Genomic DNA, 23,863 nt, shown 5'->3' with positions numbered 1-23,863 from the left:
TCAGACAAATAGACGCGGGTCGATGCTGAATCGGCGGGAGGATCCAATGGTGATGGTTGCAAAACCCGAGTGTTGCGGATTTAGAAGGTAATTGCACTCATCAGGTACGATTACGCCGGGCACCCGAAGCTCTGGGGATGATCCTGACGCAATCCAGCGATCACCAATAATTTTTATGCTTTCAGGTTCCGGAGAATTCGACCAGTCAGGCCGCAAATCCGCTTTCGCTACCCTATGGACAAACGATTCCGGAAATTTCACCGATATTAGGTGAACGGTTTTGGTGTTTGACACCGTTGTCGATACGGTATATTATCCATGCAAATTTAACATTGTCATTTCCGATATGCATGGATACATAACAAGACTGGTTGAAAAGGAGTTGTGCCAAGCGCTTGACCGTGCTCCGGTTGTTGCGCTTCTCGGTCCCAGACAATCCGGCAAGTCAACAACCGCGAAAAAGTTCCTGCAAAAGATCCCATCCGTTTACCTGGACCTTCAGAACCGGGTTGACCGCAACAAATTAACGGAACCGGAGTTGTTTTTCGACCGTCATCGAGCACAACTTATCTGCCTGGATGAAATTCAACTCCTCCCTGAATTCTTTTCCGTTCTTCGTTCGGAGGTGGATAACGAAAGGCGGCCCGGACGATTTCTTATCCTGGGCTCGGCTTCCCGTGATTTGATCAAACAGTCCACGGAAACACTTGCCGGGCGTATTGCCTACCTCGACCTGACTCCATTTCAACTCAGGGAAGTGATTGACAAGATTTCATGGGAGGATGCCTGGCTCAGGGGAGGCTTCCCGGAATCTACCCTGGCCGCCAATGATCAGGACAGTTTCGACTGGCGACACGATTTTATCCGTACCTTCATGGAGCGGGATATCCCGGCGCTGGGCTTCGCCATCCCGGTACCGCTCATTGAGCGGCTTTGGCGCCTGCTGGCCCACTATCACGGACAAACGGTCAATTACAGCAAACTGGCAGCTGCTGTCGATATCTCTATTCCTACCTTGAAAAAGTATCTCGCCTTATTGGAACAAACCTACATGGTGCGGTTATTACCTCCTGCCGAAGCCAACCTGAAAAAGCGATTGATCAAATCGCCAAAAGTCTATCTCCGGGACAGCGGTATCCTGCACGCCCTTCTTGATATTGAAGGGTATGATGCGCTCCTGGCTCACCCCGTAGCCGGTGCATCCTGGGAAGGCTTTGTGATCGAGAACCTGATATCCGGCCATAATCGCTGGAAGTCCGCTTTCATGAGGACATCCAATGGAGCTGAAGTGGATTTGATTCTTGAGCGTGGGGGGACGAACTATTTCTTTGAGTGTAAACTCTCAAAAGCGCCAAAGCCGTCGCGAGGCTTTTATGAGCTGTTCGACAACGTAAATCCTGATAAAGCATGGATTGTCGCCCCGGTTGATGAACCCTATGAGATAAGAAAGGGAATCCGGGTGACACCGCCTGCCATGATTGAGTAGGTTTGGTGTAGAACCGTCTTGTAGGCAGCGACTGCGGAAGCCGCCATACATCCGGACCTTTCGGTCCTTCACGGGAGGGACTTGGATCTGATCAGCCAGGGCAAGTGTCTATCCCCCATCCCTTCAATCACCGACCACCCGCAGAGCGGGTGGTCGGTCATTTACAGTTTAGGATTGGCATTCCTATTTTGTAAGGTTCGCAATATTTCAAGAAAATATCTGGGTTGCCCGAAGGCTGTTTTCATTTGATCTATGGTGGAGACAGAAATCTTTCGAGAAAACACGGCGAGGTTTTCGGCTGGCGCAGCATCGAGGCGTTGCCGCACAGATAGTCCAGCAGCAATTTTGATGAACTCGCAAAAAGTCGAAATTATCATATTGTCGTCATTCCGGCGCAGGCCGGAATCCAGTTATTTCAATGTGTTCTGGATGCCGGATCAAGTCCGGCATGACGAGTTTGGTACTTTTTACGAGACCATCAATTTTTGGATTGTGGAATTGGGGATTGAAAAACAACCGACGCCTCGCCAGAGAATCCCTCAATCCCTTAATCCAAAATAAGTTCTTTTGCCGGTTAATTCCCGAAAGACCGCTCCGGCATCTCCATGGCCGCATCGCAGACGCCGGAAATGGCCGTCATCTTGCCCATGGTGGTGGGCAACAGGGTGTGGATGAAAAACTCGGCGACCCGGAGCTTGCCTTCGTAAAATGCGGCGTGCCTGTTCTTCTCCGCCTTTTCCTTGCGGGCAACCGGATCCAGGCTGCCGGCATGCTTTTCCAGCCCGGGAGCGGCGGCCACCGCCCGCCACAGGTGCATCCAGCCCATGACCACGTCGCCGGTCACCTCCAGCAGCGGCTGGGCAAAGGCGAAGGCCGTCATCACCTTCGGACTCATGGCCGTGGTGCCCAGGTTCAGGGCCGTTTCGCCCAGCCGGTTGACCGCCTTTTCCACGGTCAGGGCCATGGCCTCCAAGGCGGGAACGGCCTTGGCCGCTGCCACGGTCTTGTTCATCTCCTCCAGCAGCGCCATGAAATACCGGCCCTTCTTCATGCCCAGCTTGCGGCCCAGGAAATCCATGGCCTGGATGCCGTTGGTGCCTTCATAGATGCTGGTGATCTTGCTGTCTCTCAGGTACTGCTCCACGGGATACTCCATGGTGTAGCCATAGCCGCCAAAGGTCTGTACCGCCTGGGTGCAAACCTCGAAGGCCTTGTCCGTGCAGTAGGCCTTGACCACCGGGGTGAGCAGTTCGATCAGCCCCTGCCAGCGCTCCCGCTCGGCGTCGTCGGCAGCAATGGCCTCGCGATCAAAGCAGTTGCCCACGTAGTAAACAAAGCTGCGCATGCCTTCCACGTAGGACTTCATCCACATGAGCATGCGCCGCACGTCCGGATGTTGGATGATGGGCACCGACTGCGCATCGGGATTCATCATCTCGAGCAGGTTCCTGCCCTGTTTGCGCTCCCGGGCATAATTGAGGGCAAAGGAGAAAGCGGCGCTGGCCATGGCAAAGCCTTGGATTCCCACACCCAACCGGGCTTCGTTCATCATGTGGAACATGGCCCGCATGCCCTTGTTTTCCTCGCCCAGCAGGGTGCCGATGCATTGCCCCTTGCCCCCCAGGGTGAGCGAACAGGTGGCGCTGCCATGGATGCCCAGCTTCTCCTCGATACCCGTACAGACCACGTCGTTGGGCTCGCCCAAACTGCCGTCGGCATTGACCCGGATCTTGGGCACCAGAAACAGCGAAATCCCCTTGGTTCCGGCCGGTGCCCCTTCAATGCGCGCCAGGACCGGATGGATAATGTTCTCGGTCAAGTCCTGCTCGCCGCCGGTGATGAAGATTTTGCTGCCGGTGATGGAATAGGTGCCGTCATCGTTTTTCTTGGCCGAGGTGGTCAGATTGCCCACGTCACTGCCGGCATCGGGTTCGGTAAGCAGCATGGAACCGCCCCACTGGCCGGAATACATCTTCTCCAGGTACAGCTTCTTCTGGTCGTCGGTACCGAAAATCTCCACCAGTTTGCCGGCCCCGTGGCAAAGCCCCGGATACATGCAGAAGGCGGTGTTGGCGCCGCCGAAGTATTCGTGAATCGCCGAGGTGGCGGTGACCGGCAGCCCCTGTCCGCCTACCTCCGGGTCGTCCGACAGGGCGATCCACTCCCCTTCTCGGTAGAGTTCAAAAATCCTGCGGTAGACCTCGGGCACCTTCACGACGCCGGCCTCGAAGATGCAGCCATCCCGGTCTCCCGGAACGTTGGCGGGCAAGAGTTCCTTGACGGCCAGCGTGCGGGCCTCGGTGACGATCAGGTCCAGGGTCTTTTTATTGAACTCCGCAAACCGATCATGTTCGATCAGCTTGTCCAACTCCAACTGTTCATATAATACGAAATCTACGTCTCGTCGTTCCGCTAATTCCAATGCCATGGTTGTTTAGCTCCCATTTTTCATACCGGACAAACCGGAAATTACAAATAACAAGCACCAAATCTCAAATAAATCCCAAATGACAATACCCAAAAGACCAAATAAAATCGAAACACCATGGTTTTGAATTTGGATTATTAGGATTTGTTTGGATTTTTTAATTCTTTCAATTCCTCAATTCCGTGCTCATTCACAAATGGTAGATTTTGGTTCAGGCCAAGGCCGCAGCGACAGCGGAACCGCAGGCGTAGCAGCGCTACGTTGAGGATTTCGGTGGAGTGAGAACGCCGGCCTGGGCCAAAAGATGCCGTTTGTGGATGGGCACGCATTACATCAGTTTGGAAATAATCTCTTTCATAATCTCCGTCGTCCCGCCCCCGATGGAAAGGATGCGGTTATCCCGGTAAAGCCGCTCCACCAGATGGCCGCGCATGTATCCGTATCCGCCGAACAGCTGCACCGCGTCGAAGGTCACCCGGTCGCTGACGCTGCAGGCGAAATTCTTGGCCATGGAGACCTCCTTGATCTGGTCGATGCCGGCGTCGATCTTTGCGGCCACCCGCCAGGTGTACTCTTTGGCCACTTCCACCAGGGTGGCCATATCCACCAGCTTGTGGCGGTTTACCTGGAACCCGGTCAGCGTTTTGCCGAAAGCGGTGCGTTCCTTGGCGTATGCCTGGGCCTCTTCCAGGGCCATCTGGGCGGTCATGTAAGCCATGATGGCCAGCGACAGCCGCTCGCCCTGAAAATTCTCCATAATGGCGTAAAAACCCTGGTTCTCTTCGCCGATCCGGTTGCTCACCGGGACCCGGCAGTCGTCGAAAAAGATTTCGGCGGTGTCCGATGCCCACCAGCCGGTCTTTTTAAGCGGAGAGGAAACCGAATAACCCGGCGTGTCGGCTTCGATCACCAGCATGCTGATGCCGTGGGCGCCGGGATCGCCGGTACGCACGGCACAGGTAATCTGGTCGGCCCGAGTACCGCTGGTGATAAAGGTCTTGCTGCCGTTGACGACGTAATGGTCGCCGTCGCGCACGGCCGTAGTGGCCAGATTGGAGACATCCGAACCGCCGCCGGGTTCGGTAATGGCCAAGGCGGCGATCCGGTCGCCGGCAAGCACCGGGTTGACGAATTTCTCTTTCTGTTCGTCTGTGCCCCGCCGGACAATGGGCGGCAGGGCGATGTTCAACGAACCCAGTCCGGCCACGAAGCCGCCGGAGCCCGAACGCATTAGCTCTTCGCTGGCGGCAATGGTGAAAAAGATGTCGCCGGGCGTTCCGCCGCATTCGTCCGGATAGCCGATCCCCAGAATGCCCACTTCCCCGGCCTTCTTGTAAATCTCTTTGGGGAAGCTTCCCGCCTCCTCCCAGTCGTCGATGAAGGGTTTAACCTCCTTGTCGATGAATTCCTTGACCGAGCGGCGCACCATGTCGTGGGCCTTGGTGAAATACTGCTGACAGGAAGCCTTGGTTGAATATTCCATGCTCATGGCTTTTAATTCCAATGCGATGATGTCAAAGTATTAAATTCCGTAAGTCCTCAATCCCACAATTCCTGATTCCCTGATTCCCTATGCCTGGGGCGGCATGACCAGCGCCTTGCCCTCGGCCACCAGCTTTCCATCCTGATTGGTCCAGGTCAGGGACATGCGCGCCCACTTGCGGTCTTCCAGTTTCTCGATGATCTCGCCCACGCAGGTGATGGTATCGCCGAAGTAGGTGGGGGCCTTGAAGCGGGTGGTGATCTCCAGGGCCACGGTGCCCAACCCCGGCAGCTTCATGCCCAGCACCGGAGCGCAAAGACACTGGGGCAGAGCCCCATGGGCGATGCGGGTGCCGAAAGGCGTCTTTTTGGCAAACTCCTCGTTCATGTGCATGGGGTTGAAATCCCCCGAAATACCGGCAAACAGGTAGACATCCGTTTCGGTGATGGTCTTGGTGAACGAGGCGGTCATGCCGATCTCCAGTTCATCATACGTGTAGCCCATCTTGACGGCGTCCTGTACCTCCGGGCGGAAATGGTCGATGTCCATAATGGTGGACGTGGTCTTTTTGGCAAACACCGCCTTGACCCGCAGCCCCTTTTTCATCTGGCTGACGGGAATCCCCTTGACGATGTGAACCAGGGGGGTGTCGGCGCCGTCCAACTGAACCAGGGCCTGGATGTAAGGCGGGTCAAAGGGCTGGTGGGGCTCATTGTAGCGGATCACGGTAAACCCGGTCACCGTTCCCGTATTTTTCACATCTACCCAGTTGTCGGAAATATCGACGAAACATTGCTCGCAGGTGGAACGGGGCGGCACGAACACCTTGCCGCAGCTTTCACACTTGAGCCCCTTGATCTTTTTCTGATCCCGGATGGTGGTGATGAAGCGGCTGCCCGTCAGACCGGCAAAGTACTGATAGGGAAGGGCCAGTTTGCCTTCGACGACAAAACTATCGGCATATTTGGTATCCATCTGATCTCCTTTTGAAGGAAGGGTTCCAGGATTCGAGGATTCAAGGGGTCGAGTGAAACTTATTCAACCTTCCCCTCGAATCCTCTCCTCCTCGACCCTTTTTTTGTTCTTATCGTGTTTTTCAGCTTTCCCGAAGGATCGATCAGCCCACGTCACTCCACGATCTCGAAATACTTGATATCCGTAATGGCCCCGATGCGCTTTTCGTTCCATACCGGGCGCACCCGCACCCCGCGCTTGACCTTGGAAAAGTCGTCGGCCACCAGTTCGTGCCACAGGGTTTCATGCCCCTTGCAGCCGTCCAGGAGAAAATGGGCGGAGATATAGGGCGTTTCCCGGCTCTCGCCGGTAAGCGGATCCGGGCTGGCATAGTAGGTAATGTCCGGTGTGGCGATAACCCCACCGGGACCGACTTCCACCCATTCTTCCGCGCGGACCTTGCACTCGGCGCAGACTTCCCGGGGGGGAAGCTGAAGCCGTCCGCATTCGGGGCACTTGTTGGCCAGAATCTTTTTCTCTTTGAAGGCCTTGAGAAATTTTCCCATCACGGGGCCGGTGGCAAAGCGCTGGGGAATGGAGAGGATCTGGTTGAGCCGCAGCAATTCTTCCTTCTCCTCCTCCTGGGCGGCGGGACCCGGCGGCGTGTACTTCTTGAAGAACTTCGTTGCCTGGGTCAAAAGGCCCATGTCGCCTTCCACCTTGAGCCGACCGGAGGTAAATGCCGTCATGCCGTCCAGCTTGCCCAGCGTGATGGCGATCCAGTCCTTGGCGCTGCAAGTGGTGGTCACGTCAGGATCGTGCAATCCCTCTTTGACCTTTACGTCGCCGTCGGCCACGCACACGGTCCATTCGCCGCCGCCGGAACCGGTGATGATGTAACCGTACTTGGCGGTGATTCCGGCCACCCCCTCGGGATTGACCCGGCTCTCCATGGTGCCGAAAATATCTTCCACTGTCACCTCGGGCGCCGCCTGCGGTGGAGTGTACTTTTTGAAAAACTGGGTCGCTTTGGTCAGCAGGCCCATATCGCCTTCGACCTTCAACTTGCCGGACGTAAAGGCCGTCATACCGTCCAGCTTGCCCAAGGTGATGGCAATCCAGTCCTTGGCCGCGCAGGTGGTCGTCACGGCAGGGTCGTGCAGCCCTTCCTTGACCTTCACGTCGCCGTCGGCCACGCACACGGTCCACTCGCCGCCGCCCGAGCCGGTGATGATGTACCCGTAGTTGGCCGTGACCCCGGCCACTCCCTCGGGGTTGACCCGGCTTTCCATGGTGCCGAAGATATCTTCCACCGTCACTTCGGGAGCCGCTGCCGGAGGCTGGTATTTGTTGAAGAAATTGGCCGCCTTGACCAGCAGGCCCATGTCCCCTTCCACCTTGAGCTTGCCCGAGGAAAAGGCCGTCATGCCGTCCAGCTTGCCCAGCGTGATGGCGATCCAGTCCTTGGCCGCGCAGGTGGTCGTTACCGCCGGGTCATGCAAACCTTCCTTGACCTTCACGTCGCCGACGGCCACGCACACGGTCCATTCGCCGCCGCCGGAACCGGTGATGATGTATCCGTAGTTGGCATTGACGCCGGCCACCCCCTCGGGATTGACCCGGCTCTCCATGGTGCCGAAGATATCGTCCACGGTTACCTGGGGTCCCTGGGCTTTTTTCGGCCTGGGCGTCAGGCCCCACTGACGCAGCTCTTTTTTGAGCACCTTGCCGATGGGGCTGCGGGGAAAATCGTCCTCCAGGATCTCGACGTATTTAGGAACCTTGAACTTGGCCAGGTTCTTTTTGCAGAAGTCGATCACCTCTTCTTCGGTGAGTTCGTCGTCCAGCGGAATGACGAACACCTTGACCTCCTCACCCATGGTCTCGTCCGGCACTCCCACCGTAGCCGCTTCCTGGATCATGGGATGGGTGGCCAGCAGGTTGTCGATCTCCTTGGGGTAGATGTTCTCGCCGCCGCGAATGATCATGTCCTTGATGCGGTCGACGATGAAGATGTAGCCGTCCTCATCCATGATCCCCACATCGCCGGTGTGCAGGTAGCCGTCGGCAAGAGTTTCGGTTGTTTCCTCGGGCCGGTTGAAGTAGCCCTTCATGACCACGTCGCCGCCGATGCAGATTTCGCCGGCCTCGCCGGTCGGGCATTCGCTGCCGCCTTCGGCCAGAATCTTGACCTCCTGACCGGGCAACGGCACGCCGATGGAGCCCACTTTTCTGACCCCGTCACGGGGATTGATGGTACTCACACAGGTGGCCTCGGTGAGTCCGTATCCCTCGACGATGGGAATGTTGAAGGTATCTTGGAATTTCTTCATGGTCTCTTCGGTCAGCGGCGCGGCACCGCAGATACCGAACTGCAGGCTGCTCAGATCGTACTTCTGGCGGGTGGGATCCGAAAGCAGGATCTGGTAAACCGCGGGAACCGCCGACCAGAAGTTTACCTTGTAGCGGTCCACCACCTCCCAGAATTCGCTGGCGGAAAACTGCCGGCGCAAAACGATCTGCAAGCCGATGCCCAGGGCAAACGTGCATGAAATCATGGCATTGACGTGGAACAGGGGGAGGAAGATCAGGGCGGTCATGTTCTCTTCCAGGTTGAGCGCCCGGGTGATCCCGTCCACGTCGGCCAGGACGTTCTTGTGGGACAGCAGCACGCCCTTGGGGTTTCCGGTGGTGCCGGAGGTGTAAAAAATGTAAGCCGTATCCTCGGCGTCGCCGTCGCACACGACCGGCGTGTCGTCGCCTTCGGCCAGCAAACCGGCGAGATCGATGTGCTCGGGACGCGGATTGTCGCTCACCTCGATGATCTTCTCCAGGTGGGGGCAGTTGGCCTTGATCTCGTCCAGGATGGGCAGATACTGGTCTTCGATGATCAGCCCACGGCCCTTGGAGTCGTTGAGCAGGTACTCCACCTCGGGGGCCTTCCACCATCCGTTGACCGGTCCGGCAACGGCGCCGATCTTCTGGATGGCGAAGTAGGCCATCAGGGTCTGGGGGCTGTTCTGCACGAGCACATGAATAAAATCGCCTTTTTCGAATCCCTGGCGTTTCAAAGCATTGGCCAGGATGTTGACCTGCCTGCCGAATTCGCCATACGTAACGGTCTGGTCATAAAACTGGAGATAGGGAAGGTCCGTGAAGCGCTGCACGGCCGTATCCAGATAGGTGCCCAGGTTCATGATAAGGTTCCTCCAAATGAGTAATCTTTGATTAATCGCGGCCAAAAGCCGCTTCTACTCTCGGTTTTTCTGTCATCCGACCTCAGTCATCCGACTTCCGTCTTCCGTCTTCTGTCGTCCATCATCCGTCTTCCGTCTTCCGACTTCCGACTTCCGAACTCCGACCCCAGGCCTCCGTCATCACCAGGGCACTTCCCGCGTCAACAGAGTCAACACGGTCCACATGGTGCCGCCGAAGCCGGAGGCCAGTGCCTGGTTGACCGTCTTGGGAACCTGGTGGCTGCCGGCCCGGCCCATGACCTGAAGGGCCGCCTCGGCCACACGCACCATGGCGGTGGCACCGATGGGGTTGGAGGCGATGACGCCGCCGGAGGGATTGACCGGAAAGGCACCGTCCATGGCGATTTCGTCGTTTTCGATCATCTTCAGGTGTTCGTCGCCCTCCAGCAGGAGAAATTCACGCAGCCAGTCCGAGCCCCACCAACTGGAAGGATCGTACATTTCAAACAGATCGATCTCTTTTCTGGGATCGGAAATGCCGCAGCGTTCGAACAATTTCTTGGCCGCAAAGCGGTGGGTGCTGAGCACCGGGGCATCGCCGAAGATGCAGAACATCTCCTCGCGGTGGGCCGTGACGTGGTCCTTGATCCATGCGGGCTGATCGCACAGGGCCTTGGCCTTTTCCTCGCATGCGAAGATCATGACGCAGGCGCCGTCGCTCTGGGAGCACATGTGAATCATGCGCAATTCGCCCACGAGAGCAGGAGAATTGACCGCCAGGTCTTCGGCCTGGTCAAACTCCAGCCCCAACCGGCGGTGGGCCTTCTCGTTTTTCATAGCGTGTTTGTCCATGAGAATACGGTACTTCATGGCCACCTTTTTGGCACGCTCCTCGCCGAATTCATCGATCATCTGGGCCGCGGTCATGCCGGTGAGGGCTCCGGTCTGCAGCTGACGCCCCCACAACGGATCGGCCATGTTGGTGATTCCGCCTGTGGTATGGCCTTCCTGAAGCTTTTCGAACCCGATGGCCAATACAATATCGTGAAGGCCCGAAGCCACCAGATGGTCGGCCGCGCATACCAGGGTAGCCCCGGTGGTTCCGCCGGTGGTCACCCGCAGGCATTCCTTGCCAAAAGCACCGGAGCCCAGGGTGTGCCACAAATCCGGCTGATGCACCATTTCGAACAATTCCATGTTGCCATGAACGATGCAGTCCACGTCATCCAGGGTGATTCCTGCATTCTCCAGTGCTTCGGCAACCGCTTCCTGGATCATCTCCGGCTGGTTGACCTCTTCGCGGTGACTGGAGTAAACCGATTGTCCGACGCCGATAATGCCGACATTTCTATTTTTCTGCATGGTTTCCTCCTTTAATCCCGTGCCAGGGTGACGACTGAATGAAACTGTCCCGCCGGCCCCATCACGCCGTGGGCCAGGGCCGTAGCGGCATTGTTGACCTGATGCCCATTGGCCTTGCCCATGAGTTGCAGGGAGGCTTCCGCCGCCCGTACGAGACCGCCCAGAATCAGGGGGTTGCCGGCCAGGCTTCCTCCGGAGGGATTGATCACCGCTTTGCCCGCGGTCCCGGCGCTGGCAGCCAGACCGCCCGTGCCCCCGTCGCAGATTCCCAGGCCTTCGAGCCACATGGGCTGCTGGTAAGCGTAAAAATCCGATACCTCCACCACGTCGAAGGCGATTTTGGGATCGTCGATTCCGGCGCGCTTGTATGCGCGCTTAGCGGCCTGCTTCAGGGCGAAATTGGAAGCCAGGTCCCGGTCGCCCAAAAAGAAGGAATCCATGCAGTTGCCCACACCGGTGATCCAGACCGGCGTGTCGGTAAAGTCTTTCACGCGGTCTTCGGCCACCAGCAGCATCCCGACGGCACCGTCGGAAATTGGATAGGCATGCAGCTGGCGAATCGGATCGGCCAGCATGGGCGACATCATCACCTGGTCGGCCGTTACCGCTTCCACCTTCGGCAGCCGGTCGTTCTTCAACGCATTGGCGTGGCATCGAACCACGACCTCGGCCAACTGCTCATCTGTGATGCCGGCCTTGTCTGCATAGGCCTGGGCCTGCAGTCCGGCGGCAGCGCAGAAATCCAATCCCACCGGCCGCGTGTAGAAAGGATCGAAGGCCACATGGGTGACCATGTTGCGGCTGGCGCACTGGGATTCCTTGCAATGGCCGAGAATCAACACCACATCTTCGTGTCCCGACTGAATGGCCGCCATGCCGTAATAAAGGGCCTGGATGCCCTCCTGGGCGATCTTCTCTTCGCACCCGAAGTGGGCGCCGAGAACGTCGGTCATGCCGTTGTCGGAAATGGTTCGGGCGTCGAAGATGTCGTCCGAAACGTTGATGGACATGCCGATGCCCTTGCCGGGTGAGAAATCAACGCCGGTCTGCTCCTGGAGCGATTCGAGCACTTCCAGGGCCATGCCCTGGAAACGTTCGTACCATTTGTCCGGTTCATAGGTGGTTTGTGCCACCGCACAAATGCCAACTCGTCTTGCCATGGCAGCGATCCTCCTTGATCATTAGGGGATTGGGGAATTGGGATTCGGAAACCGGAAGCCCTCCGAGCCGGCTGTCGATCGACAAGGCTTCCCGGATCGAATCCCTTACCGCTTCTTTTCTCTATTGGTGATTGAACGAAACTATGTGAGAAGTTTTCTTGGATGGGTTGCGACACCGGCATCCAGTCGGCTTCTTTGCTCTCGATCTTCCGGCTTACACGGCTGGCGACGATGGTTCAGCCAGCATAACAGTTCCAGAATGCGTTGTTCTTGATCGCCCGGATAATGCTGTCTTTATCTCGGGCGCAGTCCATTTCGACCCAGGCCCGGCCGCATCCCTGCCGGGTGTGGGAATCGTCGGTGGCCACTTTGGGAAAGGGAATCGCGTCGATCTCGTATTCCGGGGTTCGAAATCCCTTGGTGGTGATTTCCACCGCATCGATGGGCAGCCGCTCGGCCACGGCGTTGATGCGCTCAATCGCCTTGGCCAGCGGAAGGTCCATTTCCGCCGGGTGGTTAAAAATGTGCAGCGTCTCCCGGTCTCCGTCAATGCGGTTGACATGCAGGTAGCCCTTTTCAAATACGGTCAATTCCAGCCCGGTGAACACGATCAAGTCGGTTTTCAGGTACCGCACCTTATCGTAGCAGCCGTTGCGCATCAGGTAATCGTGATCGGTCAGGGCGATAAAATCGAACCCCAGCCCCGTATAGGCCGCCACGACCTGCTTGATAGACAGGTTGCCGTCGGAGCAGGTTGTGTGGACATGCAGGGCGCCTTTCAGATGCATAAGTCTTCACCGAAAAAGCCTTTCGATGCCACCGATGATGAAATCCACGGCATCCTGCCCGATTACCGCCAAGTCCTCGGAGCGGTCCTGCCAGATCAGGTACTGGTAGGCGATGCGTTCGAACATGCCCATGATGCTGGTGGCCATCACCTCGGCAGACAGATCGCTCTGGAACCGGGCGCCCTGATTGTCGCATACCCGGATCAGGGCCTGGCGGACGTCATCGATCAGCTTATCGAAAATCTTCTTTCGATGGGCTTCCACCAGCTCGCTCTGCCCCACCGATTCCCGAAAAAAAATGGCGATGCTTTCCGGATAGTGGGGGCAAAACTCGGCGAAAAAAATTCGCCCGGCCTCCCGAATGCCTTCCATCGAAATGTCCGCGCTTTTAAAAGCCGCACCCAGCATGTTGCGCAGATCGAAGCCGATCTGGCTGAGCAGTTTAACCAGCAGGTCTTCCTTGTTCTTGAAGTAAAAATAGAGCGTGCCGACGGATACTTCGGCCGAATCGGCGATCTTTTCCATGCTGGCCTTGTGGTAGCCTTCCCCGGCGAACAAGGTCTGGGCGGCGCCCAGAATGGTCTCCAGACGCTGCTCACGCTCGCGCTGCCTGCGCAGGGCGCTTTTGGACAATGGCGCCCCGTTCTCCTGGTTTTCTTTCTTAGCTTTCATCTCCTCTCCGGAATCGGGTTAGCTTTCGACAGCATTTCCATGGCAACCGCTGCCGGGTACTGCCGGTGTCGCATCGCCTGTTTATCGAAAAACCGGCTCCGACACAAACCCTTTTATTCGGATCCGGAAGGCGGTTTTATCCAGGCAGCGCTAAAATCTGCCCAAGGCCGCATCACCAATCTTGACCCGGGCGATTTCCGTGGAAACACCGGCAATCTGTCCGTATTTGGCGCAGCGGTAGCTCCGTTCCGCCTTGCCGCCGGCCAGGTAGCCGTCCTTGGACTGAACCTGGAGCGACTTGCCGGCCACGATCTCCGCCGACTCTGTGCAGAAAACCTTGGCGCACAGGGTCAGCACCCCGGCCTCTTTGGGGCTGTCGTCGGCCATCCAGGCAGCCCGATAGGCGTATAACTGGGCGGTCTGGTAGAGCGTCAGCATTTCCGAAAGCTTGAACCCTACTTCCTGGTAGGCAATGATCGGCTTGCCGCCGGACCGGTGTTCTTTGGCATAATCCCTTGCTGTTATGTAGCTTGCCTGCATGAGGCCCAGTGAGGACGCGATGAGAACCTGATTCTCCCAGAGTTTCAACTGTTCCAAAAAGGGTGCGGCGTCAAAGGGTCCCAGGACCTGATCCGCTAGTACCTTGCAGCCGTCGATTTCCAGGCCGCTGATCGCCAGCCCGTCATAGCCCATGGTAAGCTGGCGGTCGGTCAATTTCAGCCCGGGGGCACCTTTTTCGATGAGAAAAACGGCCACCTTTTCGTCCAGCATGCCTACGACGGCAAACCAGTCCGCCACCGGTCCGTTGGTCACCAGGCTTTTGGTTCCACTGACCCGCACGGCGTCGCCTTCACGGGTAGCCATTGTCGTCAGCGGGTCGTTTTCCACGTTGAGGCTCTCTTCCGAAAGGGCCACGGCGCCCACGGTTTTTCCGGCGGCCAGGGCCGACAGGATGTCCGCGTTTTTGCCTGCCTCCTGGTCAAGCGCTACCACCCGGCCGAACATGCGTGTACTCATCTCCACGGCCAGAAAGAGAGAAGGCGAGATCCCGGACAACTGCTCCATGGCCGCCATGAGGGGCAATGTCCCGGAAAACGGGGCATCTTCTGCGTTCAGACCCAGTTTCAAGTAGCCTGAAGATGCCAGCGCGGCAAGCGCTTCGGCCAGATTGTCACGAACCGTATCGAGATCTCCGGATTCGAAATCCCGGTTTTCCGCTACCGCTTCCATCGCCTTTGTAACTTCAGAGAAAAAGTTTTTCTCTTCATCGGTAAAATCAAAATTCATGTTTTTCTCCTACGATCCGACTGAAGAAAGGTTTAATTTTCGAATCCCGAAAACGCTCCCTTTTTTAGAACAGGGTTAAATCAATTTCGAAATAATCATTTTCTGGATCTCGGAGGTGCCGCCGCCAATGGGTGCCAGCCGGGTATCCCGGAAGATTCGTTCGACATCGAACTCGTGGGTGTAGCCGTAGCCACCGTGCAGGGTGACGGCATCGTTGGTTACCGCAAGGCTCCAATCGCCGATATACAATTTAGCGATGGCCGCTTCGAGATGGTTGAGGGGGCGCCCCTGGTCCTTGCACCAGGCGATGCGGTAGACCAATGTTCGGGCCGCCTCGCCGAAAATGCGCATGTCGGCCAGTTTGTGCTTGATGGCCTGGAATTTGCCGATGGGCCGACCGAACTGGACGCGCCCCTTGGCGTAATCGGAGCATTTCTTCAGCATGTAAGTGGTAACGCCTACGAAAGGCGCCAACAGGGCGCTTCGGTCCCACTCCACGGTCTGCATGGCGTAGAGAAAGCCTTCGCCCTCTTTTCCCAGCAGGTTGTCGGCCGGGATTTCACAGTTGTTGAACACCAGTTCGCTGGTCTGGGAGGTGCGCACTCCCATCTTGATCAGGGGCCGCCCCGGCGAAAAACCGGGCGTGCCCTTCTCTACGATGAAAGCGCTGATGCCGGCGTGGGCCTGGTCCGGATCGGTTTTGGCGTAGACCACGGCCACGTCGGCGATGGGACCGTTGGTGATCCACATTTTGGTGCCATTGAGAATATAGCTGTCGCCGCGTTTTTCCGCCGTGGTGGTCATGGAGGCCACGTCGGAGCCGGCATCAGGCTCGGACAATCCCATGCAGCCGATCCACTCTCCCGAAGCCAGTCTGGGGATGTAATTGCGGCGCTGCTCCTCGGTGCCGTTGCGGAAAAGGGTGTCCGCACATAAAAAGGTATGGGCGCCGTAAGCCAGGGTCAGGCCGCCGTCCACCCCGGCTTCGCCCAGTGCTTCGCCGGCCAGCACCGTCGTGACGACATCGGCGCCTTCCCCACCGTACTCCGTGGGAAAGTGCAGCCCCAGCAGACCGAATTCCCCCATTTTGCGGAACGATTCGAAATCGAAGGCCTCTTTGAGGTCATGCTCCTGTACCCGGGGGACGATCTCCTTTTTGGCAAACCGGATGACCTCTTTCTTGAACATGAGCTGCTCTTTGGTAAATGCAAAATCCATGGTCTCTTTTCCCTTCCCTCAATCGGCGAGTCGCCGTTTGGAGCCCGTCGCAACTGGCGCTTCAGTTGAAGTTAATTATAAATTCGAATCTTGTTCAACCTTTGAATCCACCCATTAATTGATCCGTACCTCCTTGTCAAGCCATATTTGAAGTTAATTATAAATTCGAATCTTGTTCAAATTACGAATTTAGACTGCTCCTGACGTAACAAATCGCATTGATAGATGATAACTACTATTATTTATTGTATATTAATACAGATCACCGTATGAACAGAGCAAAATACTGAACGGCGGCCAGAACAAAAAATGGTTTCATTTATTGATGCAAATAAAAATTTACTTGCATTTTGCAATCAAATCCGTCAGGTTTTCTCCAAACCCTGACCCACAATCTTGATTTGCTCTGCCATCGACAGGAAAACCATGCTGGGATCCATCTCCCGAGAGCAACTGGACGAAATCCTATTCGGCGCCCTGCAGGCCATCTATCGCTTCGAACGCGCGAAGGTCGAGCGGTTCGGCCTGACCTATGAACAGATTTACCTGCTGCAGTTCCTCAGAAGACAGGGGCCAGCCGCCATGGGCGATATCGCGGCCGAAATGAAAATCCCGGTGAGCACGGCCACCCGATTGATCGACCGCATGGAAAAGCGCCGCCTGTTGCAACGGCGCCAGAGTCCCGGGGACAAACGCAGGCGAATCGTGCAGATCGCAGCCGAAGGAGAAAACCTGGTGCGGGCGGTGGAAGAACATACCTTTGCATTGCTCCTGTCCAACCTGAAAAACCGTGCGGATATCGATATCGAGGGAGTCATCCGGACAGCCCGACAGTTGAAAGAGATCCTCGATACGCAAGACGCCCAACCGAAAAAGGAAAGATAAGATGAAGCTGAACGCAAAATTGGCTGTAGTGACCGGGGCCGCCATGGGAATGGGCAAATGTGTCAGTCGACTGCTTCTTGAAGCCGGGTGCGAGGTGGCCCTGGTGGACGTCAATGCCGACGCCCTTTCGGCCACGGCCGACGAATTATCCGCCCTGGGCGTCTGCCGGCCTTACACCTGCGACATCTCGGAGCGCAAGGCCGTTTACGAGCTGGCGCAGACCATCAAAAAGGAAATGGGCACAGTCTCCATCCTGGTGAACAACGCCGGTATCGTAAAGGCCGCGCCGCTGGACGAACTGCCGGACGAAACCATCGAAAAAATCCTGACGGTCAATCTGACGGCCCAGTTCTGGACCTGCAAGGCCTTTCTACCGGCCATGGTCGCACAGAACAGCGGGCATGTGGTCAACGTCGCCTCGGCCGGCGGCATTCTGGCGCTGCCCAACCTTTCGGCTTACTGCGCCAGCAAATTCGGCGTGGTGGGCCTTACCGATGCCCTTCGCCAGGAGATGAAAAAACGCAAATGCAACGTCGGCTTTACGGCGGTCTGCCCCAACACCGTCGGGACCGGCATGTTCGCCGGTTCGAAAATGGTGGCCGGCACGCGTCTTCTGGATCCCGAGGTGGTGGCCGTCAAAATCGTGGCCGGCATCCGCAAAAACAAAGCCATGGTGGCCATTCCGTCCCTGCCGGTAAAAATCCTCACGCCGCTGACCAAGGTGCTGCTTCCGATTTCTCTCATGGACCGCCTCAACCAGGCGCTGGGGATGTGGCGGGCCAACGACACCTGGACGGGAAGGGATCCGAACGCGTCAAGCGCGACCGCTGCCCACCGAAAGAAGGGGTTTGCATGGATGAAAAGCGCAGCCCAGGTGCTGGCCGTCCTGATTGTCCTCAATCTATTGGTCACCGGGATCAACATCCTGCAAAACGGCAGCAGCGGATGGGATGGCCGTTCCATGGAGCAAATTCTCGGCGTTCCGCCCGAGCAGGCCACCCTGGCGGATATCGAGCGTTTGTCGAAATCCGAAGTAATGCAGCTTTTTCATTCCGCAACACCGCCGACCCTGTCCGATCTTCAGGGAGAATACCAGGCCAAAAACCTGGCCGTAGGCATTATGGCGCCGGCGGCCGACTTTTATACCCAACACTTTTTCGGGCCGGGACGCTGGCTGGGCAAAGGCTTTACGGCCGAAGCCGCCCAAAACGGGCAGGGGTACAATCTATTCCAGGAAAAGGAAGGAGACGGCACCATCTGGCGCACCCGTCGCATGAAGACATCCGTGGGCACCTCTGTTTTCGATCGCAAAGAGAGCTTTAAACTGGACTACAGCGTTTACAACAAAGGACCGGTCCACGGCATGCGCGACGAACTGCGTAAAATCAACCCCGCCCTTTTCATCGGTATGGGATACATGCCCATCGGCGGAGGTTCCATCAACCCGGGACCGTTCGTAGTTTACGGAAATCCCTCACCATGGGTGGGGCCCAGCGATTGATAACCCCTGCCAGCCGGCAAACGAACAGACCGCCGCTTCAAACTTACAAAATTCACTGACCACCCGCTCAGCAGGTGGTTTGACTGGTTCTAATTTTTCGGCACACCGGCTGCCAGTGGCTATTGAACCGAGTTCAACAATTACTTGCAATTCACGCACTGCCTTGCTTGACAAGGCCCTGGCCCTATACTAACAAATCATCACTTATCCCTCACTTGCCACTGTCAGCCGTCGTTTCGATGGGTTCGGCGATTGCCGACAGATCACGCCCGCAGGCGTACATGCAAAGATGATGCAGCGCTGTGAATCTTACCGCAGAGCTGCTCACCGCGATGCGCAACCGGCAGTGGCACCATTTTTATCGTACAGGAGAATGGAGCCATGGCGCAACAGATCGCAGACCGCAGGGACATCGACTTTGTCCTCTACGAACAACTGGATGTCGAGCAACTGTTTAAAACTCAAAAACATCGCGACCTGAACAAAAAAATGGTGGACATGGTGGTGACCGAAGCCCGGGCCTTCGGTATCAAGGAGGTGCTGCCCACCCATTCCGAGGGAGACCGGGTCGGCGTGCGCTTCGAAAACGGCAAGGTCGTCGTTCCGGAGTGCTACCGGCGGCCCTACCAGTTGATGGTCGAAAACGAGTGGACCTCCCTTACCGAAGATCCGGCCGTGGGCGGCCAGGGACTGCCCCACATGGTCATGCGCGCCGCCGGCGAATACTTTATCGGGGCCAACTACGCCATGGTGATTTACGCCATGGAAGGCCACGGCACCGGCAAGATGATCGAGCTTTTCGGCACCGAGAAGCAAAAAGAGTTGTTCCTGGAAAAACTCTATACGGCCCAGTGGGGTGGAACCATGGACCTCACCGAACCGCAGGCCGGATCCGACGTGGGCGCCCTGATCACATCGGCCAAGCCCCTGGACGACGGCACTTATGCCATTACGGGCAACAAAATCTACATTACCAATGGTGAGCACGATCTCACCGAAAACATCATCCACCCGGTCCTGGCCCGCATCGAGGGTGCGCCAGCCGGCACCAAGGGCATCTCCATTTTCATCGTTCCCAAAATCTGGGTCAACGAGGACGGCAGTCTGGGCGAGCCCAACGATATCGTCTGTACGGGCACGGAAGAGAAGATGGGCCTGCATGGCAGCGCCACCTGCTCCATGTCCATGGGAAGCAAAGGCATCTGCCGCGGCCTGCTGCTGGGAGAAGAAAACGCCGGCATGAAAATCATGTTCCATATGATGAACGAGGCCCGCCTGGATGTCGGATTCATGGGCTTTTGCAATGCCACGGCGGCATTCATGCACGCGGTCAACTTCGCCAGGGAGCGCATTCAGGGGCGGGATCTGGCCGATGGCAAGAATGCCGAAGCACCCTCGGTGCCCATTATCCGCCACCCCGATGTGCGACGTATGCTGCTCTGGATGAAAGCCCATGTGGAGGGGATGAGAAGTTTCATCTACTTTGTGGCCCGATGCTTCGACTTGGCCGAATGCGCGGCCGATGAAAGCGAAAGGGCACGCAACGACGATTTCATTGCCCTGCTTACCCCGCTGATCAAAGCCTACTGCGCCGGACGCGGCTTCGAGGTCTGCATCGAGGCCATGCAGGTACACGGCGGCTGCGGGTACACCATGGATTACCCGGTCGAGCAGTTGGCCCGGGATTGTAAAATCGCCTCGATCTTCGAAGGCACCGACGGCATCCAGGCCATGGATCTGCTGGGCCGCAAGCTGGGCATGAAAAATGGCGCCGTGTTCATGGATTTTCTCGGTGAAATCAAGTCCATCGTCGAACAGGCCAAGGCCATGGATGCGCTCAGCCCCATGGCGACGGCGTTGGAAGCCGCCGTTGACCAGCTCGGTGAAACGGCCATGGCCATCGGCAAGCAGGCCATGAGCCCCGAATTCAAAACCGCTTTTGCCTCCGCCCATCCTTTCATGATGGCCATGGGAGACGTAATCATGGGGTGGATGCTGCTCTGGCGGGCTGTGATCGCGGCCCCCAAGCTGTTCAAAATCGTCGGCGACGCAGCGGGCGAGAAAAAACAGGCCCTCCTCGAAAAGGATAAAAACGCGGCTTTCTACGACGGTCAAATCCAGTCGGCCCGCTATTTCATCCGCTCCGTACTTCCGGTTGCGTTGGGACGGCTTGCCGCGGTCCGGGCTTCCGACGACGCGACCTTGAAGATCAGCGAGCGGGGGTTCGGAGGGCTTTAGCAGGTGTTATAGACGATTCTCAGTTCGCGGAACCGGATTATCTCGTTTGGACCATACGCTCATTGAAAGATATACTCAGAAAACTAACGTTCCACCCCCAAACAGGAGAAGAACATGAAAGATGTCGTTATCGTATCCGCCTGCCGGACGGCCATCGGGGCCTTCGGGGGCACACTCAAAGACACCAACGCCGCCGTTATCGGCAGCGTCACCATGAAGGAAGCCATTAAACGCGCCGGCATCGATCCGGCCATCATCGATGATGTGCGCTTCGGCTGCTGCATGGAGCCGGCCGACGCCCTCAACGTCACCCGCGTATGCGCCCTTTTGGCAGGGATCCCCGATTCAATCACCGCCGTTACCATCAACCGGGTGTGCATCTCCGGCATGGAGGCCGTGCTCTCCGGCATGGCCATGATCCAGGCAGGCATGGCCGACGTCATTCTGGCCGGCGGCGTGGAGCATATGAGCGGCGTGGCCTACCAGGTGCCCAACGCCCGCTGGGGCTGCCGGCTCCAGGACCACGTCTTTGTGGACGCCATGATCCATGCCCTGCACTGCGGCTCCCACATCATCCCTCATCCGGAAGACGGTCCCGTGGACGAAACCCAGCCGCCGTTGAGCATGTTTGTGGGCAAGCCCTACATCATGGGGCAGACGGCCGAATTCATCGCCCAGTACAAGGACATTTCCCGCCGGGAGATGGACGAAGTTGCCCTGAAAAGCCAGAACAATGCCGAGCGGGCCAACGACGACGGCTCCTTTGCCGACGAAATCGTCCCCATGGAAATTCCGCGGCGCAAAAAAGATCCGCTGGTCTTCGCCCGCGACGAACATTTCCGGCCCGGCCTGACCATGGACCAGTTGGAAAAACTGCCCCCGGCCTTCGTTCCTAAAATAGGAAAGGTCACCGCCGGCAACTCCTCGGGCATCAACGATGGCTCGGCCGCCATGGTGATCATGTCCGCCGAAAAGGCCAAGGAACTGGGACTGAAACCCCTGGCGCGCATCGTCGCCACCGGACGCGGGGCCTGTCACCCGTCGGTTATGGGCCTCTCCCCGGTGCCGGCCGTGGAAAATCTGCTGGCGCGCCATAACATGACCATCGGCGATTTCGACCTGGTGGAGTTGAATGAAGCCTTCGCCGCTCAGTACATCGGCTGCGAACGGGATTTGGGTCTGGACCGGGAAATCACCAACGTCAACGGCTCGGGAATCGGCCTGGGCCACCCGGTAGGGGCCACCGGCTGCCGCATCATGGTCACGTTGCTGCATGCCATGAAAAACCGCGGCAAATCCCTGGGGCTGGCCACCTTGTGCGGCGGCGGCGGCGTTTCCATGGCCTGCGGGGTAGAGATGATGTAGCTTCTCTTGCCGCAACCCCATTGAATATCGACCATCGAGTAGGGGGAGGCCTCGCGGCCTCCCTCTCTCACACCACCGGGCATACGGTTCACGTACCACGGCGGTTCACGTTGTAGATTGAAGTCCTCGCAGTTGATCGAGCAGTGACACGAGGCCACGCCTGTCAAAATAGAGTTTTGGAAAGGCCTGATTCATGTGCGAGGCCCCTGAGTTCCACCACGGGCCGCGCCCGTTGGTAGCCGAACGCCATGCACGCTCCTCCGACAATCCCATGCGCATCAGGTTTTTCGCTCTGGTAAAATTCCGCTTCCAATGCCGCCAGATGATGTTGCGCAGTTTGCGCCGTATCCATCCGTCCAGTTGCTCGAAAACGCCTTTCACCTGCGATAGCTTGAAGTAGTTCACCCACCCGCGTAGCTTCGGCTCCAGGGTCATGATCGTGGCCTTAAGCGATCTGCCTCGGCCCCACCGGAATACCGCCCGTAGCCCCTGCTTCAGACGTTTGATCGCCTTGGGGGCCACCTTCAGGCGCGGTGGTTTGTGCCACGTCATACTGTAGCCCAGAAAGCTGCGTTTCCAGGGCCGATCGACCGCACTCTTGGCTGCGTTGACCTTGAGCTTCAGTCGCTGGTTGAGAAACTGCGTGATCGAGGCTAAGACACGCTCGCCGGCCCGCCTGGACTGCACGTAGATATTGCAATCGTCCGCGTACCGACAGAATCGGTGTCCTCGTCTCTCAAGCTCTTTATCCAGCTCATCCAACAGAATGTTGGACAACAGCGGCGACAGCGGGCCACCTTGGGGCGTGCCCTGGGTTCGCGCGCTGACTGCGCCGTCCATCATCATTCCCGCCTGCAAGTATCTGCGTATCAAGCGCAGCACCCGCTTGTCCTTGACCTTGCGCGCCACCCGCGACATCAGGATGTCGTGGTTGACCTTGTCAAAGAACTTTTCCAAATCCATATCCACTATCCAGCGCCGGCCGTCGGCAACATAGCTTTGTGCCTGGAGCACAGCCTGATGCGCGCTGCGGCCGGGCCGAAATCCGTAGCTGAACTCGGAAAAATCAGGATCGAAGATGGGCTGTAACACCTGATGCACGGCCTGCTGGATCAAGCGGTCCAACGCCGTCGGGATGCCCAGTTGGCGCATCCCACCGTTAGGCTTGGGGATCTGGACCCCAAGCACGGCCCGCGGTTTGTACCGGTCCTCCAACAGCTCCGCTCTGATCTGAGACCAGTGGGCCTTGCAATAGTCCCACAACTCGTCGACGTCCATGCCGTCAACGCCAGCGGCGCCTTTGTTGGCGCGTACGCGCTGGTAGGCCTCAAGCATGTTCTCGCATCCGACCACCGCTTCCATCATTCTGCTGTGCTCCGCAAGGCAGTGCCCGCTCGTTGCCGTGACGATGCCTGCACCACCGGCGTACTCTCGGGGATACCGTCCCCTACCCTCGGCCATGGCGGCACCCGTCTCAGAGCACCCTTCTGCGGCTGTCTTCGTCATCGAAACACTCGGCTCCCTTGCCATACACCATGTTCAGGCCTTTAGTCCGGTCGGTGGACCTACTATGCCCTCGGCTGACTTCTGCCCGCCCATCCCGACGCCTCACGGCCCCGGTAGCACATGGCAGGCGGACAGATCTCCCCGGGTAATGCGCACCCACCTTCACGCTTATGCCCGCCGCATATACACGCATGCCTTCCGGTCAGGTATCGGACTTTAGAGATATTGGGCTCCTCATCCGACATGCGTGCCTCGTATGCGATTCCTGTTCGTCGGGCCAGCGTTTTGCCTTCGGCTTCCTCCCCACAACACCTCGCGATGCCGCAGTTGCCG

The 23,863-nt window shown here is 57.6% G+C and carries 17 protein-coding genes; 5 read left to right on the top strand and 12 right to left on the bottom strand.

Annotated elements, in window-relative coordinates; translation table 11 throughout:
- Complete coding sequence (locus GN111_RS34535) at positions 1-261, bottom strand: RES family NAD+ phosphorylase (RefSeq protein WP_353740192.1); 261 nt, start codon at positions 259-261, stop codon at positions 1-3.
- A 22-nt stretch (positions 262-283) separates the two neighbouring features.
- On the opposite strand from GN111_RS34535, the gene GN111_RS27475 reads away from it, so the two are divergent.
- The gene (locus GN111_RS27475; RefSeq protein ID WP_231715817.1) at positions 284-1,486 is read left to right on the top strand and encodes an ATP-binding protein; all 1,203 of its coding nucleotides are present in this window, start codon (positions 284-286) and stop codon (positions 1,484-1,486) included.
- A 574-nt stretch (positions 1,487-2,060) separates the two neighbouring features.
- Here the strand turns inward: GN111_RS27475 and GN111_RS27470 are convergent.
- The 10 genes from GN111_RS27470 to GN111_RS27425 form a co-directional block, all read right to left on the bottom strand.
- Complete coding sequence (locus GN111_RS27470) at positions 2,061-3,914, bottom strand: acyl-CoA dehydrogenase (protein WP_155306810.1); 1,854 nt, start codon at positions 3,912-3,914, stop codon at positions 2,061-2,063.
- 328 nt (positions 3,915-4,242) lie between these two features.
- Positions 4,243-5,403: an acyl-CoA dehydrogenase family protein gene (locus tag GN111_RS27465; protein WP_231715579.1), complete on the bottom strand. Its 1,161-nt coding sequence runs from the start codon at positions 5,401-5,403 to the stop codon at positions 4,243-4,245.
- Positions 5,404-5,484: 81 nt separating this feature from the next.
- Positions 5,485-6,372: a MaoC/PaaZ C-terminal domain-containing protein gene (locus GN111_RS27460; RefSeq protein ID WP_155306809.1), complete on the bottom strand. Its 888-nt coding sequence runs from the start codon at positions 6,370-6,372 to the stop codon at positions 5,485-5,487.
- Positions 6,373-6,524: 152 nt separating this feature from the next.
- Positions 6,525-9,548 carry a long-chain-fatty-acid--CoA ligase gene (locus GN111_RS27455; protein WP_155306808.1) on the bottom strand — a complete coding sequence of 1,008 codons (3,024 nt, stop codon included), beginning with the start codon at positions 9,546-9,548 and terminating at the stop codon, positions 6,525-6,527.
- A gap of 180 nt (positions 9,549-9,728) precedes the next feature.
- Positions 9,729-10,910, bottom strand: a complete 1,182-nt coding sequence (locus GN111_RS27450; RefSeq protein WP_155306807.1) for a thiolase C-terminal domain-containing protein — start codon at positions 10,908-10,910, stop codon at positions 9,729-9,731.
- A gap of 11 nt (positions 10,911-10,921) precedes the next feature.
- The gene (locus tag GN111_RS27445) at positions 10,922-12,070 is read right to left on the bottom strand and encodes a thiolase family protein (protein ID WP_155306806.1); all 1,149 of its coding nucleotides are present in this window, start codon (positions 12,068-12,070) and stop codon (positions 10,922-10,924) included.
- A 236-nt stretch (positions 12,071-12,306) separates the two neighbouring features.
- On the bottom strand, positions 12,307-12,858 hold the full coding sequence (locus tag GN111_RS27440) for a PHP domain-containing protein (RefSeq protein WP_155306805.1): 552 nt from the start codon (positions 12,856-12,858) through the stop codon (positions 12,307-12,309).
- Between the two features lie 6 nt (positions 12,859-12,864).
- Positions 12,865-13,530 (bottom strand): TetR/AcrR family transcriptional regulator, encoded by a 666-nt coding sequence (locus GN111_RS27435; protein WP_155306804.1) that lies wholly within the window; start codon positions 13,528-13,530, stop codon positions 12,865-12,867.
- A gap of 150 nt (positions 13,531-13,680) precedes the next feature.
- On the bottom strand, positions 13,681-14,817 hold the full coding sequence (locus tag GN111_RS27430) for an acyl-CoA dehydrogenase family protein (RefSeq protein WP_155306803.1): 1,137 nt from the start codon (positions 14,815-14,817) through the stop codon (positions 13,681-13,683).
- A gap of 75 nt (positions 14,818-14,892) precedes the next feature.
- Positions 14,893-16,035 carry an acyl-CoA dehydrogenase family protein gene (locus GN111_RS27425; protein WP_155306802.1) on the bottom strand — a complete coding sequence of 381 codons (1,143 nt, stop codon included), beginning with the start codon at positions 16,033-16,035 and terminating at the stop codon, positions 14,893-14,895.
- Positions 16,036-16,461: 426 nt separating this feature from the next.
- Here GN111_RS27425 and GN111_RS27420 point away from each other — a divergent pair, with 426 nt between their 5' ends.
- The 4 genes from GN111_RS27420 (at position 16,462) to GN111_RS27405 (ending at position 22,024) form a co-directional block, all read left to right on the top strand.
- On the top strand, positions 16,462-16,920 hold the full coding sequence (locus tag GN111_RS27420) for a MarR family winged helix-turn-helix transcriptional regulator (RefSeq protein WP_155306801.1): 459 nt from the start codon (positions 16,462-16,464) through the stop codon (positions 16,918-16,920).
- 1 nt (position 16,921) lies between these two features.
- Positions 16,922-18,421: an SDR family oxidoreductase gene (locus GN111_RS27415; RefSeq protein WP_155306800.1), complete on the top strand. Its 1,500-nt coding sequence runs from the start codon at positions 16,922-16,924 to the stop codon at positions 18,419-18,421.
- A 381-nt stretch (positions 18,422-18,802) separates the two neighbouring features.
- On the top strand, positions 18,803-20,659 hold the full coding sequence (locus tag GN111_RS27410; RefSeq protein ID WP_155306799.1) for an acyl-CoA dehydrogenase: 1,857 nt from the start codon (positions 18,803-18,805) through the stop codon (positions 20,657-20,659).
- Positions 20,660-20,773: 114 nt separating this feature from the next.
- Positions 20,774-22,024, top strand: coding sequence for a thiolase family protein (locus tag GN111_RS27405; protein WP_155306798.1), 1,251 nt, complete (start codon positions 20,774-20,776; stop codon positions 22,022-22,024).
- Positions 22,025-22,129: 105 nt separating this feature from the next.
- Here GN111_RS27405 and ltrA read toward each other — a convergent pair whose 3' ends face one another.
- On the bottom strand, positions 22,130-23,389 hold the full coding sequence (ltrA, locus tag GN111_RS27400; protein ID WP_231715578.1) for a group II intron reverse transcriptase/maturase: 1,260 nt from the start codon (positions 23,387-23,389) through the stop codon (positions 22,130-22,132).
- Positions 23,390-23,863 lie beyond the last annotated feature (474 nt).

This window comes from Desulfosarcina widdelii (assembly GCF_009688965.1).
GTDB lineage: Bacteria > Desulfobacterota > Desulfobacteria > Desulfobacterales > Desulfosarcinaceae > Desulfosarcina > Desulfosarcina widdelii.
This window is presented reverse-complemented; position numbering and strand designations above follow the sequence as displayed.